Source organism: Kitasatospora sp. HUAS MG31, from assembly GCF_040571325.1.
Classification (GTDB): Bacteria; Actinomycetota; Actinomycetes; order Streptomycetales; family Streptomycetaceae; genus Kitasatospora; species Kitasatospora camelliae.
Window position 1 is genome coordinate 97,580 of the sequence record NZ_CP159872.1, and the last position, 16,388, is coordinate 113,967.

Annotated in this window: 16 protein-coding genes and 1 pseudogene; 10 read left to right on the forward strand and 7 right to left on the reverse strand. The window is 72.4% G+C overall.

The annotated features are described in order from the left end of the window. Window positions 1-28: 28 nt before the first annotated feature. On the reverse strand, window positions 29-583 hold the full coding sequence (locus tag ABWK59_RS00400) for a TetR/AcrR family transcriptional regulator (protein WP_354637139.1): 555 nt from the start codon (window positions 581-583) through the stop codon (window positions 29-31). Window positions 584-875: 292 nt separating this feature from the next. On the opposite strand from ABWK59_RS00400, the gene ABWK59_RS00405 reads away from it, so the two are divergent. Both ABWK59_RS00405 and ABWK59_RS00410 read left to right on the forward strand, forming a co-directional pair. Beyond that, entirely contained in the window at window positions 876-2,279 is a 1,404-nt protein-coding gene (locus ABWK59_RS00405) for a flavin monoamine oxidase family protein (protein ID WP_354637141.1), read from the forward strand. Window positions 2,280-2,666: 387 nt separating this feature from the next. Continuing rightward, window positions 2,667-4,289, forward strand: a complete 1,623-nt coding sequence (locus ABWK59_RS00410; protein WP_354637143.1) for a serine/threonine-protein kinase — start codon at window positions 2,667-2,669, stop codon at window positions 4,287-4,289. 122 nt (window positions 4,290-4,411) lie between these two features. Here ABWK59_RS00410 and ABWK59_RS00415 read toward each other — a convergent pair whose 3' ends face one another. Both ABWK59_RS00415 and ABWK59_RS00420 read right to left on the reverse strand, forming a co-directional pair. Next, window positions 4,412-4,546 (reverse strand): hypothetical protein, encoded by a 135-nt coding sequence (locus tag ABWK59_RS00415; protein WP_354637144.1) that lies wholly within the window; start codon window positions 4,544-4,546, stop codon window positions 4,412-4,414. A gap of 888 nt (window positions 4,547-5,434) precedes the next feature. Beyond that, the gene (locus tag ABWK59_RS00420) at window positions 5,435-6,043 is read right to left on the reverse strand and encodes a TetR/AcrR family transcriptional regulator (RefSeq protein ID WP_354637145.1); all 609 of its coding nucleotides are present in this window, start codon (window positions 6,041-6,043) and stop codon (window positions 5,435-5,437) included. A 93-nt stretch (window positions 6,044-6,136) separates the two neighbouring features. On the opposite strand from ABWK59_RS00420, the gene ABWK59_RS00425 reads away from it, so the two are divergent. Continuing rightward, window positions 6,137-7,003, forward strand: coding sequence for a methyltransferase domain-containing protein (locus ABWK59_RS00425; protein ID WP_354637146.1), 867 nt, complete (start codon window positions 6,137-6,139; stop codon window positions 7,001-7,003). Window positions 7,004-7,075: 72 nt separating this feature from the next. Here the strand turns inward: ABWK59_RS00425 and ABWK59_RS00430 are convergent, their stop codons facing one another. Both ABWK59_RS00430 and ABWK59_RS00435 read right to left on the reverse strand, forming a co-directional pair. Continuing rightward, on the reverse strand, window positions 7,076-7,996 hold the full coding sequence (locus ABWK59_RS00430; RefSeq protein ID WP_354637147.1) for a hypothetical protein: 921 nt from the start codon (window positions 7,994-7,996) through the stop codon (window positions 7,076-7,078). A gap of 91 nt (window positions 7,997-8,087) precedes the next feature. Further along, window positions 8,088-8,519 carry a hypothetical protein gene (locus ABWK59_RS00435; protein WP_354637148.1) on the reverse strand — a complete coding sequence of 144 codons (432 nt, stop codon included), beginning with the start codon at window positions 8,517-8,519 and terminating at the stop codon, window positions 8,088-8,090. A gap of 460 nt (window positions 8,520-8,979) precedes the next feature. On the opposite strand from ABWK59_RS00435, the gene ABWK59_RS00440 reads away from it, so the two are divergent. Both ABWK59_RS00440 and ABWK59_RS00445 read left to right on the forward strand, forming a co-directional pair. Then, a complete protein-coding gene (locus tag ABWK59_RS00440) occupies window positions 8,980-9,450 on the forward strand; it encodes a hypothetical protein (protein WP_354637150.1) in 471 nt (156 codons plus the stop codon). Window positions 9,451-9,623: 173 nt separating this feature from the next. Further along, window positions 9,624-10,388: a hypothetical protein gene (locus ABWK59_RS00445; protein WP_354637151.1), complete on the forward strand. Its 765-nt coding sequence runs from the start codon at window positions 9,624-9,626 to the stop codon at window positions 10,386-10,388. Window positions 10,389-10,401: 13 nt separating this feature from the next. Here the strand turns inward: ABWK59_RS00445 and ABWK59_RS00450 are convergent, their stop codons facing one another. Continuing rightward, window positions 10,402-13,176: a heavy metal translocating P-type ATPase gene (locus ABWK59_RS00450; RefSeq protein WP_354637152.1), complete on the reverse strand. Its 2,775-nt coding sequence runs from the start codon at window positions 13,174-13,176 to the stop codon at window positions 10,402-10,404. Window positions 13,177-13,373: 197 nt separating this feature from the next. Between ABWK59_RS00450 and ABWK59_RS00455 the strand changes: the two genes are divergently transcribed. The 5 genes from ABWK59_RS00455 (at window position 13,374) to ABWK59_RS00475 (ending at window position 15,551) form a co-directional block, all read left to right on the forward strand. Then, the gene (locus tag ABWK59_RS00455) at window positions 13,374-13,655 is read left to right on the forward strand and encodes an SHOCT domain-containing protein (RefSeq protein ID WP_354637153.1); all 282 of its coding nucleotides are present in this window, start codon (window positions 13,374-13,376) and stop codon (window positions 13,653-13,655) included. Between the two features lie 49 nt (window positions 13,656-13,704). After that, a complete protein-coding gene (locus tag ABWK59_RS00460) occupies window positions 13,705-13,956 on the forward strand; it encodes a DUF2933 domain-containing protein (RefSeq protein WP_354637155.1) in 252 nt (83 codons plus the stop codon). A gap of 1 nt (window position 13,957) precedes the next feature. Further along, a complete protein-coding gene (locus tag ABWK59_RS00465) occupies window positions 13,958-14,236 on the forward strand; it encodes a hypothetical protein (protein ID WP_354637156.1) in 279 nt (92 codons plus the stop codon). Window positions 14,237-14,341: 105 nt separating this feature from the next. Next, window positions 14,342-14,503: a hypothetical protein gene (locus tag ABWK59_RS36555; RefSeq protein WP_420492714.1), complete on the forward strand. Its 162-nt coding sequence runs from the start codon at window positions 14,342-14,344 to the stop codon at window positions 14,501-14,503. Between the two features lie 190 nt (window positions 14,504-14,693). Beyond that, window positions 14,694-15,551 carry a universal stress protein gene (locus tag ABWK59_RS00475; RefSeq protein ID WP_354637157.1) on the forward strand — a complete coding sequence of 286 codons (858 nt, stop codon included), beginning with the start codon at window positions 14,694-14,696 and terminating at the stop codon, window positions 15,549-15,551. A 304-nt stretch (window positions 15,552-15,855) separates the two neighbouring features. On the opposite strand, the pseudogene ABWK59_RS00480 reads toward ABWK59_RS00475, so the two are convergent. After that, window positions 15,856-16,287 (reverse strand): annotated as a pseudogene (locus ABWK59_RS00480) (aquaporin); the annotation flags it as partial. Between the last annotated feature and the right edge of the window lie 101 nt (window positions 16,288-16,388).

Here is a 16,388-nt window from a genome sequence, read left to right on the forward strand (position 1 = left end):
GAGGGTCCTGTGATCCCCCGTCGCCGGTCTACCGCTCCGCCCCGTGCTCGGCGGCCGCGCCGTGCAGCAGGATCGCCGTGATGAAGTCCGGGGCTTGGCGGCTGCCCATGTGGCCTTCGAGCGTCAGTTCCCACGCGGTCTCGGCCAGACCGCAGAACGTCGAGGCCAGCCAGGTGGCCGGCATGTCCTTGCGCAGCAGCCCGGCGCCCTGGCCGCGTTCGATGAACTCGACGGTGCGGGTGAAGATCGTCTCGGCGCGGGTGCTGGCCTCGGGCACGCCCAGGACGTCGGGTTCGACGTAGACCAGGTTCCACAGCTGGGCGAACGGCGGGTAGTCGGCGACGAGCGCGGCCAGGGCCTGTTCTACGGGGATGTCGGCCTCGGCCCGGGTCAGAACCCGGTCGCAGTCGTCGAGGATCCTCTGGGCCATCGCCTGTACCAGGTGCTGGCGGGTGGGGAAAAGGCGGACCAGGGTCGCCCGGCTGATGCCCGCTCGTGTGGCGATTACCTGCATCGAGGCCGCCCGGTCCTTGGCGAGGATCGGGATGGCCGATTCCAGGACTTCTGTCGCGTCGGTACGCATCGTCGCGCCCCACCCTCCAATGCCTCTTTTGACACAACGCTGTGTCAATGTATTCTCTGCTGCATCAGCCTCATTGTACTGACGGCCGGGACTTCGGTAGTCGGTGTCCGTATGCGTAGGCCGGCGGACCCAAGCCCATCCCCCCGCTCCCGCACATGAGGCGGTCCCCGGCCGGACGGGGTGCCCCTGAAACCGTTGGCTTCCTCGCCCACGGGCAGCTCGACGAGCGCAACGGAGCGTTCGGCGACATTCCTCTGCCAACCCGTGTCAGATCCCAGATCGGTTCACACTCATGACGATGCATCGCCGGCGCTTCCTGCAGAGCGTGGGCCTCGGCCTGCCAAGTCTCGCCCTTCTCGCTTCCCTGTCCGCCTGCGACGACAGCGCGGACGGCGAGGAGAACGGCACGCCGGGCCGGTCCGGGCGTCAGAAGGTGATCGTCGTCGGCGCCGGGATCAGCGGCCTCGGTGCCGCCCGCCACCTCGCGGACAAGGGCCACGACGTGTCGGTGCTCGAAGCGCGCGACCGGATCGGCGGGCGCATCTGGACCAGTCAGCAGTGGTCCGGCACACCGCTCGACCTGGGCGCGTCGTGGATCCACGGCATCGACGGCAACCCGATCACCGATCTGGCGAAGAAGGCCGGCGCCAAGACCGTGGTGACCGACCTTGAGAGCGCCACCGACTATCTCGCGGGCGGCCAGGAGCTCGAGGGCGCCCAGGCTCAAGCGTTCGAGCGTTGGCAGAAGGCCACCGCCAACGCGCTGTCCGCCTTCCAGAAGAAGGACGATGAGGACGCCTCGATCCGCAGCGTCGTCCAGAACGCGGTGGGCTGGTCGAGGCTGTCGGACAGCGACAAGGCCATGGTCTCCTACGCGCTGAACGACTACGAACACGAGTACTCGGGCAGCGTGGACCAGATGTCGGCCCTGTACTTCGACGACGACGCCAAGATCAAGGGCAAGGACGTCCTGTTCCCCGGCGGCTACCAGCAGATCACCGACCACCTGGCCAAGGGCCTGTCCGTGCAGACCGGACAGGTCGTCAAGCGGATCGACTGGACCTCCGCCGGAGTAACGGTCACCACCGACAAGAACGCCTTCCAGGCCGACCACGTCGTGGTCACGCTACCGCTGGGCGTCCTCCAGAGCGGGGCGGTCACCTTCGGCCCCGGCCTGCCCCAAGCCAAGACCACCGCCATCGGCAAGCTCGGCGTCGGCGTCCTCAACAAGTGCTACCTGCGCTTCCCCAAGGTGTTCTGGGCCAACACCGACTGGCTGCAATACGTGCCGAACGTGGACAAGTACGGGCAGTGGGCCCAGTGGGTCAACGTCGCCCGCCCCACCGGCCAACCCGTGCTACTGGGCTTCAACGCCGCCGACTTCGGCCGCACCATCGAGAACTGGAGCGACACCCAGATCGTCGACAGCGCCATGGCCACCCTGAGGACCATCTACGGCAGCAACATCCCTGCCCCGACGGACCACCAGATCACCCGCTGGGCCTCCGACCCGTACGCACACGGCTCGTACTCGTTCACCAAGCTCGGGGCCACGTCCGACATGCGCGACCAGCTCGCGGCCAGCGTGGACGGCCGCGTGCACTTCGCCGGCGAGGCGACCGACCGCAAGGACTACGCCACCGTCCACGGCGCCTACCGCTCCGGCCTCCAAGCGGCAAAGAAGATCACCGGCTGAACCAGCCGACCCCACGACGAAAACCGGATCGCTCCCCTGCCGCGCAGGCGGCGGAGGACACAACCGGAGTTCGTCCACCAAGACCCCCGCCGGGCGACCCCCGCAGCCCGCGGGACGGCAGCCCCCGTCGGTGCTTGCCCCCGAACGCACCGGCGGGGGCGTGCATGCGCCTTCACCTCGCAGCCCGAGCGCGCACACGTGACCAGCCGCGACGCCACCCGGGCCGGACGCACGACCGGTCACACAGGTCCGACGCCGACAGCTATCGCCGCCGGATATGATCCGCTGCGATTTCCGGACGCCGGCATACACCCGGGGCGCCACTGCCGCCGCACCCGTTCCACCGCGCCGCCCCGTACCACCCGCACAACCCCGCTGGGAGCCAGCATGACCGCACAGCCCTTCGACGCCCCAGCGCCCGCCACCTTCGCACCTCTCAGTTCGGACGACCCCCGCGAGATCGGCGGCTACCGCCTCCGCGCCCGGCTCGGCGCCGGCGGCATGGGCCGCGTCTACCTCGCCCACACCCCCGCCGGCCGCCCCGTCGCACTCAAGGTCGTGAGACCCGAACTCGCCGAGGACCCCGACTTCCGGTACCGCTTCATCCAGGAGGTCGCCAGCGCCCGGCGCATCCACGGCCTCTACACCGCCCAGGTCGTCGACGCCGGCACCGACGCCGCCACCCCCTGGCTCGCCACCGCCTTCGTACCCGGCCCCTCCCTCCACCAGGTCGTCCACCGTCACGGTCCGCTCCCGGAGCGGACCGTCCTGCTGCTTCTCGCCGGCATCGCCGAGGCCCTCCAGGCGATCCACACCGCGGGCGTCGTCCACCGCGACCTCAAGCCCGCCAACGTCCTCATCGCCCCCGACGGCCCGCGCGTCATCGACTTCGGCATCGCCCGCGCCGCCGACGCCAGCCCGCTCACCGGCACCGGCCTGCGCATCGGCTCACCGGGCTTCATGGCACCCGAACAGGCCCTCGGACTGCCCGTCACCTCGGCCACCGACGTCTTCGCCCTCGGTGCTCTGATCGCCTACACAGGATCCGGCACGACCCCCTTCGGCAGCGGGCCCGAGCCCGTCCCGCTCTACCGGGTCGTGCACGAGGAGCCCGACCTCTCCCGCCTTCCGTACGGACTGCACGACCTGGTCCGATACTGCCTCGCCAAGAACCCCGAGGACCGCCCGGACACCGCCTGGCTCATCGAGGCCGCCCGCCACCATCCCACCACCGGCGGCGACCTCCACTTCTCCGACGGCTGGCTGCCCCAACAGGTCGGCGGCGAACTCCACCACCACACCGACCTGCCGACCACCCCCGTCCCGCCCAACACGGTCCTCGACCCGGACCGGGCCACAGCCGACGCCCCCACCGCGCACGTCCTCCCCGCCCCGGCCCCCACCCGTCTGGGAACAGTCCCCGCCGCAGGACGCAGAACCGCGCGTACTCCACACCGAGGCGCCCGCACCGCGCTCCTGACCGCCGCAGCCCTCATCGCCGGTGCCGCGGCCGCCTTCCTCGTACTCGACAACTCCGACTACCTCGACGACTCCGGCGACCAGACGGCCGCCATCACCGACACCAGCGCCCCGTCCGCCACCACCCCGTCCTCCCACTCCACGCAGGCCCCGGTCGCCGGCTACACCGCCGCCTACACGGACCGCGAACTCACCTCCCCCGACTCCGACTACGAGTTCGACCTCAGAGCCGGAAAGGTCACCCAGGACACCACCGCCTGGTACTTGGGCCGCGAGGCCGGCGCCTTCTACGTCCCCGAGGACAGTGACGCCTACATCCCACCGGCCGGTCCCCTCGCCCTCCCCGACTGCCTCAAGGGCATCGACACCCAGCCCACCACCACCCTGCCTTTCACCACCCTGCGCGCCGACCGCAGCTTCTGCGTCCGAGCGCACGGCGGTGAGGACATCGCCATCATCCGCACGCTCACGGCTGCTTCCAACGATGGCCCGGTCAAAGTCGCCATCACCTACTACCACCGCTCGGCCTGATCGAGCCCACCGCGCGCGGCAACCGACCCGACGGCAGACTGCCCCTCATAAGGCAGCTGTGCCGGCGAGTTCGTGCTGCAACCACCACCGGAATCCCGGCACCCATCGGCTTTGGCAGATGATCACACCAAACGCGGGACGAGAGCGGTGATGATGTCGGCGAAGCGGTCCTGGGTGTCGGGGGCGTGGACGAGGCTGCTCAGGTGCAGGCCGGCCGCGTCCGCGGCGACGTCGCCGAGGTCGGGTACGTCGACCACAGCCGACCGGCGAACCGCGCGGGGCGCAGCTCTGGGCCGGTGAGGAATGGGCGACGTGCGTCAGGACGCCGAACCGGTACGCATCCGCAAGGCGAACTCCTCGCCCTCCGCTGGGAAGACCTACGGATGGTCAGCGCCGTACCGGCGGTGCCCATCAGGCCGGGCCCGCCGCCCGGCGGCGGGGTGTACACGCAGGGTTCCCCGTCGATCACGACCCCGGTCGGCAGCTTGGCGAGCGCCGGCAGCACGCCGGGTACCGGCCGTTGAGCACGGTACCGCGCCGGGAGACGACCAACGGCCCGTCCGCCTGCACGAAGCAAACCACCCGATACCCGCCCCCTTGACCGGGTCAGCGGCGCCCGGGCCCACGACTGGGGCTGCCCCGGCTTGCACGTCCCGCTGCTCGAAGGCGGCAGCGAACCGGTCCCGTCGGAGGGCTATCGCGAGTAGCCGTCCGGTCGCCGGTCCGGATCCGCGCGGACGCCTCCACCCGACCCGCCGGGGCGATGGCGCCGCGACGGAGGGCGCCCTTCGCCAAGGCGGTGATGGACCGGCAGCCGCACTTGCGCGCCGTCCACCGCGCTGACCTGCCCGCGCTCATCCGGCAGCCACAGCTCCGCGGTGCGGCCGCGACCGACGCGCCCCGACCGGTCGAGAAGGCAGAAACCTGGCCCGGAACGGGGCCCGCAGGTCCGAGCGTAAAGATCACACTGACCGGCCGCCAGAACCTGGCTGGTGTACTCCTTCGATCAAGTGCTCTACATGGCAATCCCTGGACGAGAACTACTCCTCTCGCGATCGCCCAACTTCGATACGCCGATTTGAAGGGGGAAGGCGGCTTCCCCAGCGACCGTGCAGCGCGAAGCTGCCAGGCGGCGCGGCCCCCACTCAAGCGGAGAGGTCGGGCTGACCAGGTACGGCGACAAGGGTGGCGACAAGGCGGCGGATCAGCTGGGGGTTGTCGTCCGACGCGGCGCTGCCGTGCATACGCAGGTGGTGGACCGTTCCTGCGAGGGCGAGCGCGAGCATCGCGCAGTCGGCGTGCGCGGGGACCCGTCCGAGTCGCTGTTCGGCCTCCAGGTAGCGGGCGAGCGCGTTCTCGACCGCGCCCGGGCCGGGGGCGCCGGTGTCCCAGGCTTGCCGCACTCGCTGGACGACCCCGTGTCGGGACATTGCCGCCGCCGTGATGGCCGGTCCGTTCGCGCCGAGCATCGCGAGCGCGGCCCGCGTCAGGTTGTCCTGCACGTCACCGTGTCCGGCTTGCTCGGGCAGCGGGCGGATCTCGGCGGCGATCCGCCCGAAGCGGTCCAGGACGAGCTGGGCGACGAAGTCGTCCAGGTCGGCGAAGTGGTTGTACAGCAGGCCCTTGGCGCAGTCCGCCTCCTCGGTGACGGCGCGGTTGGTCAGTCCGGCCGTGCCTTCCCGGGCGAGGACGCGTTCGGCTGCTGCGAAGAGCCGTTCCCGTACGTCGGGGATCGCTACGCCGCGTGGTGACATCAGGTTCTCCGGTCAGGGCTTGCATGGATGGGCATGCGCCCATACCTTCGTATGGGCAGATGCCCATACTAGTCGTCCGACAGGAGCGATGCCATGCGACAGATCGTCAACTCCCAGCAGTTCGAGGCCTGGAACGGTGAAGAGGGCCAGCACTGGAGCACCCGCTACGACCGCTGGAACGCGGTCAACGAAGGGTTCAACCCGCTGCTGCTCGAGGCGGCCGCGATCGGCCCCGGAGAGCGGGTCCTCGACGTGGGCTGCGGCGCCGGCCAGACCACCCGGCTCGCCGCCGGGGCCGCCGCCAAGGGCTCGGTCCTGGGCCTCGACCTCTCCGCCCCGATGCTCGCCCGGGCCCGCGCCCTGGCCGCCGAGGAAGGCCTGGAGCGGATCGCCTTCGAGCAGGGCGACGCCCAGGTCCACCCGTTGCCGACCGCCGGGTTCGACGTGGCGATCAGTCGCTTCGGGATCATGTTCTTCGAGGACCCGGTCGCCGCGTTCGGCAACATCGGCCGGGCCCTCCGCCCCGGCGGCCGGATCGCCTTCGTCTGCATGTCCGACCCGGCCCGCACCGAGTGGGTGCAGGTGTTCGACGCGGTGCGCGCCGTCCTGCCGCTGCCGCCGCAGGACGGCGGCGGACCCTCCGGACCCGGGATGTTCTCGCTCGCCGACCCTGCGGTGATCCACCGGGTTCTCGGCGCGGCCGCCTTCACCGACGTCCGCACCGAACCCGTCGAGGCCCCCGGACGATTCGGCCGGGACGCCTGGGACGCCGCCGACCACGTGCTGGGATCCGGACCCGTCCGGCACCTGGCGAGCCTCCTCGACCCCGCCGGCACCGACGGCCGGACCGGCGCCGACCGGGTGCGGGCCGCACTGGCCACCGCCCTGGCCGCGTACGAGCGGCCGACCGGCGTTCACCTTCGCACCGCCGCCTGGCTGGTCACCGCCACCCGCCCATGAGCCCACACGCACCGGGACAGCGGGCGTACGCAGAGGGTGAGGGTGCCGCTGGGCGGCACCCACACCCTCTGCTCAGCCGACCTTGAGGGTGAGGGCGGCGGTGTGGAGCTGGCCGGCGGTCTGGAACTGCAGGAACAGGCGCCAGTTGCCGGCCCGGGGGAACTCGGCGTGGAAGGCCAGGTCGGGGCCGCCCTGCCCGCCGTTCTTGGCCTCCGTCTCGGGGTGGAGGTGGGCGAAGGCCATGTCGCCCTCGTGGAAGGCGGTGAGGTGGGCGTAGGTGTCGAGGTAGGGCTGGAGGTCGGTGACCGGCTTGCCGTCCTTGGTGATGGTGACCGTCACGGGGTGGGCCATGTTGGGCATGGGGGTGCCGTGGAGGGTGACGGTGTAGCCGTCGACCTGGGCGGTGGTCGAGGCCGGCGGCAGCGGCGCCGGGTCCGCCTTGCCGTCGACGTTCACGGTGCGGGAGAGGATCAGCGCGGTGCCCTTGCCGTCACCGCTGTTCGGGGTGAACGAGGCGTAGGTGCGCCACGCTCCCGGGGTGAGGGCCGCGAGCTGGGCGGTCCAGGTGCCGTCCGCGGCCATGGTGGGGTGCAGGTGCTGAAAGCCGGTGAGATCGGCGCGGATGGCGTAGAAGTGCATCTGCTTGGTCTGCTCGACGGCGAAGTCGGTGACCGGCTTGCCGTCGGGTCCGGTGATGGTGAAGCGGTAGTCGCTCGGCTGCCCGGCGGGCAGGGCGGCAGCGGTCGTGGTGAGGCGGTAGCCGGCTCGGTTGTCGGCCGGTGCGCCGGAGCCTTCGGCACCGGGAGTGCCGTGGTCCATACCGGGCATCGCGTGGCCGTCGGTGGCGGAGGGGCTCGCCGCGGCGGCGTTGCCGTGGTGCATGCCGGTCATGTCGTGGTCCATCCCGGACGAGCCGCAGGCGGCCAGGACGGTGGTGAGAAGCGCGGCGCCGGCCAGGGCGAGGACGCGGCGGGGCAGACGGGACGTGCGCATCAGAAATCCTTCGGAAAGGGGCGCGCCGAGGGCGCGGCCGTGAACGGGGCTCGGCGGTCGACTCCGCGCGCGCGGGATCGACCGGGCCCGGTCACGTCCGCGAGACGCAGACCTGGAGAAGGAGGGATCGGCCCCCGTGTGGTGGGCCGCGTCGGCGCAGTCCGGCGACTCCCGGCACGCGGCCGAGCGCGCCCGCGCCGGCAAGCAGAGCCAGGGCGAGGACGGCCAGGAGCGAGGGCGCGGCCAGGGTGACGCGGCCGTGGGCGGGTGTGGAGAGGCAGGCCGTGCTGCTGTGCGCCGCCGTCGTGGCCGGGACTGCGCTCGGCCCGCGGTCGGCGGCGTGGCTGGCACCGGCGATGTGCGCCTCGTGCGGGGAGGCCACGCCGGGGGCGGCGACGGCCTGGGTCATGTCGTCGTGGCAGCCGCCGGCCGAGACGGGCGCGCCGTGCATGAGGAACAGGCCGAGCAGCAGGGTGCACACCGCGAGGAGCCTGGCCGTGGCCGGGCGCGTGGTGGTGTGCATCGGTTCCTCTCGGTTCCTGTCCTGTCCGCGGCAGGCGCGGAAGTCGCCGTTCGAACAATACCCCTCCCCCGTACCGCCGCGGACCCCCGATACTCCTTTGGGGGTTGGCGGGGCGGGCCGAGGCGGGGTTGCCTGGGCCATCGTCCCGCTCGCCGCCGCCGCCCTCGTCACGTGGTGATCTCCGCCGCCAGGTAGGCGGCGACGGTGGCGGGGGCGGTGCTGTGCCGACGGCGTTTTGCCAACGTGCCCAGATCCGGTCGACGTTGGAGGGCAGAAGGAACACGAACGGGTCATGGAAGGAGAAGTGCGGGTTGGCGATCGTCCCGCGGATGTAGCCGCTGTGGAATCGCCCGCGCCGCCAGGCCTTCTCCTCCGTCGCCGTCGGCAGCAGCCTGCATCTGCGCAGCTTCCAGCCGAGCGCCGGCCGAGGCCGCCAGGGGTGTCGGCTAGGATCACCGCCGTGCCCGCTCCCCTCTCCCTCCTGCGCCCGGCCGGCTCGCGGCCGTCCGCTGCCGGCAGGGTCTGGCGGTGGGTTCCGGTTCTCGTCGCGGCGCTGGCGCTGATGCTCTCCCACGGGCTGGACGGCGAGACCCCCACCGGGCACCTGTCCGCCGTCGTCCATGCCGTCCCGGCCGGCGACCACCATGCGGTCGGCCAGGTCGGGGACGCGCCGGCCCTCGACGCCCAGGAATCTCCCGCCGCTGCGGTGCAGGCGGCACCGCCGGCCGACGACGACCATCACGGCCACTCCTCGCACACCTGCCTGGCGGTCGGCCCCTCGCATGCCCCGCCGCTTCCGGGTCTGTGGCCCGCGACGCCCGTCGCGGCCGCCACCTTGCCCGAGCCCTGTGTACCGACCGCGGACGCCGCCCGGCGCCCCGTCGGCGGAGGGCAGGACCCGCCGGCCGGCATCGAGGTCCTCAGGGTTTAGAGGCTCCCGCGCCCGGAGCACCCACCGGCTGGCTTCCGAGCCCGTGCATCGCGACGAACTGGCGCCATCCTTGCCGTGCCGTCATACCGTCGTGCCCCGAGCGCCCCGTCCCCGCCGCCGCCCACGCGGCGCGCGGGCCCGCCTCCCATCCCTGAACGCGCGAGGGCTTCTCGATGACCACCACGTCCACCACCCGCAACCACGACCGCTCCGCCGCAGCGAACCCGCCCGAAGGGCGGGCCGCCGCCCGTCGGGCCCGCCCCGAGCCGTCGCTGATCGGCCGCTACCTCGGGTACATCGGCTACTTCGTCGGCACGGGCCTGCTCAGCGGCGCGATCGTGCACCACCCCCTCGACCCCGCCCGCTACACGCTGATCGGCGCGGTCGGCGCCGCCCTGTTCCTCGTCGCCGCGATCGCCGCCGAGATGCGGCAGCCGGGACGGCTCACCGCGCTGCGGATCGTCGCCGTTCTCGGAACGTCCTTCGGCCTGTCCTTCGGCATCGGCATGCTCAGCGGCGGCATGCAGCACTTCGAGGACTTCCCCCAGCGTGCGGCCGTGCTCATCCCGGCCGGCCTCCTGCTGTCCTTCGTCGCCTTCACCCTCAAGGAGGCCCGCCGCCCGCTGCGCAGGATCTTCGGCCTGCTCGGCGCGGCCGTCCTCATCGTCTGCGCGGCCGGGTACGTGGGCCTGCAGCAGGTCGCGGCCGGCATGCCCGTCGAATCCGGCGGCCACTCCCACGGCACGCCCGCCGAAGGCGGCCACGATGAGGGCACGAACGAGCACGAGCACGACCACCAGCAGGAGGAGAGCCCGGCATCCCCGGCCGCCGGTCCCAGCACGGCACCGACGGGCACGCCCGCGCCGCCGACCGGCGGAGCCTCCAAGCCCGCGGCACCTGCCGAGTCGCCGCACGGCAGCACCGGCCACAAGCACTGAGACCGCGCCACGGTCAGTCCTCGGTCCCGCCACGCGCCGAACCCTGCCCGGTATACCGCCCTGGCTCGGCGTCGTACGCGGCGGCGCAGCCCGAGGAGCAGAAGTACAGCCGTCCGCCGGGCCCCTCGCGGGTCTCGGCGGCGGCGCCGGGGCTGATGGCCATGCCGCACACGGGGTCCGTGACCGTCGCGGGTTCCGCACCGGCCGCCGGCCGCTCGCCGCGGCGGTCGTCGGGGACCTCCACCCGTGCCTCGGCTGCTTCGACGGTCGGGGGCGTCGCGGTGGGCAGGGGCTCGGGGTGCCAGCGGCGCAGCCGGTTGGAGTTGGTGACCACGGACAGCGAGGACAGGGCCATGGCGGCGGCCGCGATGATCGGGCTGAGGCGGATGCCCCACAACGGGTAGAGGAGACCGGCGGCGATGGGGATGCCGACGGCGTTGTAGACGAGCGCGAAGAACAGGTTCTGGCGGATGTTGCGCATGGTGGCGCGCGAGAGCCGGATGGCGGTGGCCACGCCGGCCAGGGAGCCGGAGATGAGGGTGACGTCGGCGGCCTCGATGGCCACGTCGGTGCCGGTGCCGATCGCGAGGCCCACGTCGGCGGCGGCGAGGGCGGGGGCGTCGTTGATGCCGTCGCCGACCATGCCGACCGTGCGTCCTTCCGTCTGCAGACGGCGGACCTCGTCGGCCTTGTGCTCGGGCAGGACCTCGGCCAGCACCCGGGTGATGCCGATCTCCCGGGCGATGGCGGCGGCGGTATGCCGGTTGTCGCCGGTCAGCATCACCGCGTCGACTCGCATGCCTCGCAGCGCCGCGACTGCCTGGGCGGAGTCCGGTTTGACAGGGTCAGCGACCGCGAGGACGGCGGCCGCCCGTCCGTCGATCGCGGCCAGGACCGGGCTCCTGCCGCGGGCCGACAGCTCGGCGGCGGCCTCCTGCAGGGCCGTCGTGTCGATCCCGACGTCGGCAAGCAGGCGCCTGCTGCCGACCAGGACGGCGTGGCCGTCGACGGTCGCCTGGACGCCCTTGCCGGTGACCGAGTCGAAGGCCGTGGCCTGCGGGAGGTCGAGGCCCCGCTCGCGGGCGCCGACCACGATCGCCGCGGCCAGCGGGTGCTCACTGGGCGCCTCGGCGGCGGCGACCAGCCGCAGCAGGTCCGTCTCCTCCCGCCGGCCGACCGGGCGAATGTCGGTGAGGATCGGCGCTCCGGCGGTGACGGTGCCGGTCTTGTCGAGGACGACCGTGTCGATCTTGTGCGCGCTCTCCAGGGCCTCGGCGGAGCGGATGAGGATGCCCGCCTGCGCGCCCTTGCCGGTGGCGACCATGATGGACAGCGGGGTCGCCAGGCCCAGCGCGCACGGGCAGGCGATGATCAGCACCGCCACCGCCGCCACCAGCGCCAACGTGAACTCCGGAGCAGGGCCGACGGCGAACCAGACGGCGAACGTGCCGATCGCGATCGCGATCACGGCTGGCACGAAGTAGGCGGAGACCGCGTCCGCGAGCCGCTGGATCGGTGCTTTGGACGCTTGCGCCTGCCGGACCAGGCGGATGATCTGCGCGAGCATCGTGTCCGCACCGACCTTGCTGGCCCGCACCCGCAGCGCCCCCGTCCCGTTGACCGTGGCGCCGATCACGGTGTCGCCCGCGCTCTTCGTGACCGGCATCGGCTCGCCGGTGACCATCGACTCGTCCACCGCGGACGACCCGGAGACCACCTCGGCGTCCACCGGCACCTTCTCGCCCGGCCGGATGACCACCTCGTCCCCGACCACCACGTCCTCGATCGGCACCTCCGTCTGCGTGCCGTCTCTGATCACCCGGGCGGTGCGTGCCTGCAGACCGAGGAGGGCCCGGATCGCCTCACCCGTGCCGGCCTTCGCGCGGGCCTCCAGGAGCCGGCCGAGGACGATGAGGGTGAGGATCACGCCGACCGCCTCGAAGTACACCTCCCGCACGTCCTCCGGCAGCAGGTCGGGGGCGAGGGTCACCAGCAGGCTGTAGCCGTACGCGGCACTCGTCCCCAGGGTGATCAGGGAGTTCATCTCCGCGCCGCGGTGGGCGAGGCTCAACCAGCCGATCCGGTGGATCGGCCAGCCGGTGTAGAACATCACCGGGGTGACCAGGGCCAGCTGCAGCCAGTGGTTCAGCATCCAGGCGGGCACCCAGTCGGCGCCGAACACCTCGTGTGCCATCACCACGAACAGCACCGGCGCGGTCAGCACCGCACCGACCACCACCCGCCGGGTCAGGTCGACGATCTCGGCCTGCCGCTCTGTCGCCTCCGCGTCCTCGCCGGCCACCGAGTCGGACGGACCCAGGGCCTCCCCAGGTGGTACAGCGCCGGGCTCCCCACCAACCGTCGTCACCTCGACCGCCGTGCCGGTGCTGCCGCCGCCGTCGGCCACCTCGCCCTCCGGTTCGACCAGCAGAGTGCCGTGGATCATGTTCATCCCGCAGGCGAACCCGAACGAGCCCGCCTCGGCCGGCACGAGGGAGACGGTGGTGCGCTGGAAGGCGGGCAACGCGGCGCTGACCCGCAGGTCCGGAAACACCACGCGGGAGGTGCACTCGCCGCTCTCCTGCCGGTCGAAGACCAGCTCCGCGGGCACGCCTTGGCGCAGTCGGATCACGTCCGGCTTGTAGCCGCCGCGCACGGTCACGTCCACCCGCTGCACCCGGCCCTCCAGCCGGGCCGAGGAGGCGCGGCGTGGCCCGAAGAAGAACCAGCCCAAAGCGCCGATCAGCACGCCGGCGGCCACGACGACGATCACATCGGCGACTCCCATGACGCCACCTCCCGCTCGCGGTCCGTCCTTCCACTGTCCCTCCGCGCTACCCCCAGGGGGTAGGGGTCCGTCGGCTGGCAGGACGGGACCGAACGGCCCATGCCGAAGGCGCCCGGGCGGAGGAGCGTTGAACGTGGGAGGGCCGGAACGGAGGACTACCGGTCCGGTCGGCCACGAGACGTTTGGAGGTGGCCGTGATGATGTACTGGCATGACGGCGGTATGAGCGGCTGGGGCTGGTTCGGGATGAGCCTCGGGATGCTGCTGTTCACCGCACTCCTCGTCATCGGCGGCGTCCTGCTCTTCCGGGCGCTGGACCGCTCCACCACCACCACCCGCCCCGCACCGCCGGCGCCGCCGACTGCCCCCGGTCCCACGCCGCCCGAGCAGCTGCTCGCCGAGCGGTTCGCCCGAGGTGAGATCGACGACCAGGAGTACCGCGAGCGGCTCGCCGCGCTGCGTGAGACCGCACCCCCGTGAGCCGGCACACCGGGACCGGTGCGAAGGCTCCTCGACTCGGGAGTTCGCCATGAGGAACAACAGGAACTACGGCTTGTACGCGATCGCGGTCGCCATCGCCGTCGTCGGCGCTCTCGCCCTCGGCGTCCCGGTCGGCACCCTCGCCCTGCTCGGCATCGTCGCCGTCTGCCCGCTGATGATGTTCTTCATGATGCGTGGCATGCACGGCATGGGTGACGACGACCGGCGCCGCCACGACACCGACGACCGCGACCCGTTCCGCAAACGGGACGACCACCACGACCACCCTCTCCCCCGGTGAGGTGAGCACCGTGGGCGCCGTCCTCGCCCTCACGGCTGCCGCACTCGTCCTCGCAGCCGTCGTCTACGACGCGGCCCGCCTCGGCCGCCCCGCCGAGGCCCGCGAGCCGCCGCTGGCACGGCTACGCGGACGGCGCGCCGCGCCGGAGGCCGCCGAGAGCTGGTGCGCCGGGCTGCGGATCCACGGCCGCATCGACCAGGCGGCCTACCAGCAACGCATGGCCGACCTCGCCCACGGACACCGAACGCATCACAGCGCCCCGAGTCCGACGGGGAGGTGAGCGGGATGGACGACGCGGCGTACGGCCTGTGGCCACTGGTGATCCTCAACACAGCCCTGTTCGTGGTGTTCGCCGCACCCCGCCAGCCGCCGGGGCTGGCGTGCGATGGGCGCCTACAGCGCGTTCCTCGTCGCCCTGTTCACCGAGATGTACGGCATCCCGCTCACCGTCCACCTGCTCGGCAGCTGGCGCGGCTCCAGCTTCCCCCTGCTCAAGGACACCAGCCGCGGGTCCGGATCAAGCCGACCTAACTCAGCGGCCGCGTGATCCGTGCCGCCGACGACCCGACGCGGTGACGCCCGTCCGACGACGTGGTGACCCCCATCCGTCACCGGCGCGGTCGGGCCCGGTGGCCTTCGCGCCCGAGTCGGCCCACCCGGCCCACAGCGGCTGCCGCCCCGGGTTGCCTGCGGGTGCACGTCTCGTCAAGGAAACCCGGACTTCGGAGGAGCAGGCCATGAGATACCCGGTCATCGTGGGAATCGACGGTACGGACGCCAGCCACGACGCCGTCGACTGGGCCTCGGACGAGGCCGTTCTGCGCAACGTCCCGCTGCACATCCTGCACGCCTGGCTCGGGGAGACGCTGAACGCGCCAGCCGGACAGGAGACCAGGCTCACCCGGGACGCCGGCGAGGAGGCGCTCGGAGCGGCGCGTGAACAGGCTGGGCTGCACCGTCCGGGCCTCGCGGTCACCACCCAGCTGGCGGACGACTACGCCCGCGACGCCCTGCTCGCGGTGTCGGAGGAGACGGACCTGCTCGTACTCGGAGCGCGCGGCTCGGGCGGATTCTCGCGTCTGCTGGTCGGCTCGACAAGCCTGTATGTCTCCTCTCACGCCCTTTGCCCGGTCGTCGTGGTCCACTCCGCCGACGTCCGGTCGACGGCCGGCGGCGTACTGGTGGGAGTGGACGGGGAGATCGGCAGCGACGGCGTGCTCACTTTCGCGTTCGAGGCCGCAAGCAGGAGGCGCCTGCCGCTGCAGGCTGTCCATGCCTGGAGCTATCCCCTGGTCAGTGGGCCGGGTCACGCGTTCCCGGCCGTGTACGAGGAGGAGCACGTCGCCGCCGAGCGGGAGCGGCTGCTGGTCGAGGCACTTGCGGCCGGGCGCCAGCAGTTCCCCGATGTCGAAGTGACCGAAGTCGCGGTCCGCTCCGACGCGGCACGGTTGCTGGTGACTCTCTCCGAGGCCCATCAGCTGGTGGTGGTCGGGCGCCACGGCGCGGTACGCGGGCCCATGCGGCGGCTCGGCTCGGTGAGCCAGGCCGTGGTACAGCACGCGCACTGCCCGGTTGCGGTGGTACCGCTGGGATGAGTCGGCCGCCGGCCGGGACCGACGGTGCAGGGCTCCCGGTCGGGAGGGAGCGGGAGGCGAGCCGGGCAGTGAGGCCGGAGGAGGAAGCCGTGGACGGCGAGGGCGAGCGCCGGTCCCGGGGGCGACCCGTCCGAGTGCAGTCCGGTGTCCGCTCGCACCTCGAGCGTTGCGCCTCCGGCGCGTAGCCGCCAGTGGCACGGCTACCGGCGCTGTGGCCCGGTCGACTGGTACTCACCCCGACCGGCTGTTGGGCTCGGAGGGGCGGAGGTCCGAGCAGGACCCAGGCCAGCGGTACTGCGAGGGCCGCGCCGACCAGCGGCCCGAGCAGGTGGATCCACACGGAGCCGCCGTACCCGCCGACCAGCACCGGTGCCAGACTCCTGGCCGGGTTCATGGACGCTCCGCTGATGGGGCTCGCCCACAACCCGGCCAGGGCGATGTAGCCGCCGACGGCGATGGCCGCGTTGGGGCCGATGTTCCGGGCCCCGGTGGACGTGCCGAGGATGACCGTCATCAGTCCGAAGCGCAGCAAGACCTCGAGCGCGAACACCACACCGACACCGATACCTGTCCCGGGCCGGGTGGCGCCCACCTGCCCCGCCGTCCCGAGCAGCGCGCAGCACACCGGCCCCCGCGATCGCCCCCGCCAGCTGCGCGGCGACGTACGCCGGAACGCGCCGCCACGGGAAGTGCCGCGAGCGGCGAACGCCATAGTCACCGCAGGATTGAGGTGGGCGCCGGAGGTCTCGCCCGGTGTTTAGACCAGTGCCAGCACCGTCAGTCCCGGGGCTGCCACGGCGGCGGGTCGGCCCACCGGGCCGCCGGTGACACTGTCAA

Coding starts and splice junctions, on each gene's coding strand:
- ABWK59_RS00410 (WP_354637143.1), top strand. CDS start 2,667: ATGACCGCACAGCCCTTCGACGCCCCAGCGCCCGCCACCTTCGCACCT.
- ABWK59_RS00455 (WP_354637153.1), top strand. CDS start 13,374: ATGATGTACTGGCATGACGGCGGTATGAGCGGCTGGGGCTGGTTCGGG.
- ABWK59_RS36555 (WP_420492714.1), top strand. CDS start 14,342: ATGGGCGCCTACAGCGCGTTCCTCGTCGCCCTGTTCACCGAGATGTAC.
- ABWK59_RS00425 (WP_354637146.1), top strand. CDS start 6,137: ATGCGACAGATCGTCAACTCCCAGCAGTTCGAGGCCTGGAACGGTGAA.
- ABWK59_RS00460 (WP_354637155.1), top strand. CDS start 13,705: ATGAGGAACAACAGGAACTACGGCTTGTACGCGATCGCGGTCGCCATC.
- ABWK59_RS00450 (WP_354637152.1), bottom strand. CDS start 13,176: ATGGGAGTCGCCGATGTGATCGTCGTCGTGGCCGCCGGCGTGCTGATC.
- ABWK59_RS00405 (WP_354637141.1), top strand. CDS start 876: ATGACGATGCATCGCCGGCGCTTCCTGCAGAGCGTGGGCCTCGGCCTG.
- ABWK59_RS00430 (WP_354637147.1), bottom strand. CDS start 7,996: ATGCGCACGTCCCGTCTGCCCCGCCGCGTCCTCGCCCTGGCCGGCGCC.
- ABWK59_RS00435 (WP_354637148.1), bottom strand. CDS start 8,519: ATGCACACCACCACGCGCCCGGCCACGGCCAGGCTCCTCGCGGTGTGC.
- ABWK59_RS00475 (WP_354637157.1), top strand. CDS start 14,694: ATGAGATACCCGGTCATCGTGGGAATCGACGGTACGGACGCCAGCCAC.
- ABWK59_RS00420 (WP_354637145.1), bottom strand. CDS start 6,043: ATGTCACCACGCGGCGTAGCGATCCCCGACGTACGGGAACGGCTCTTC.
- ABWK59_RS00400 (WP_354637139.1), bottom strand. CDS start 583: ATGCGTACCGACGCGACAGAAGTCCTGGAATCGGCCATCCCGATCCTC.
- ABWK59_RS00445 (WP_354637151.1), top strand. CDS start 9,624: ATGACCACCACGTCCACCACCCGCAACCACGACCGCTCCGCCGCAGCG.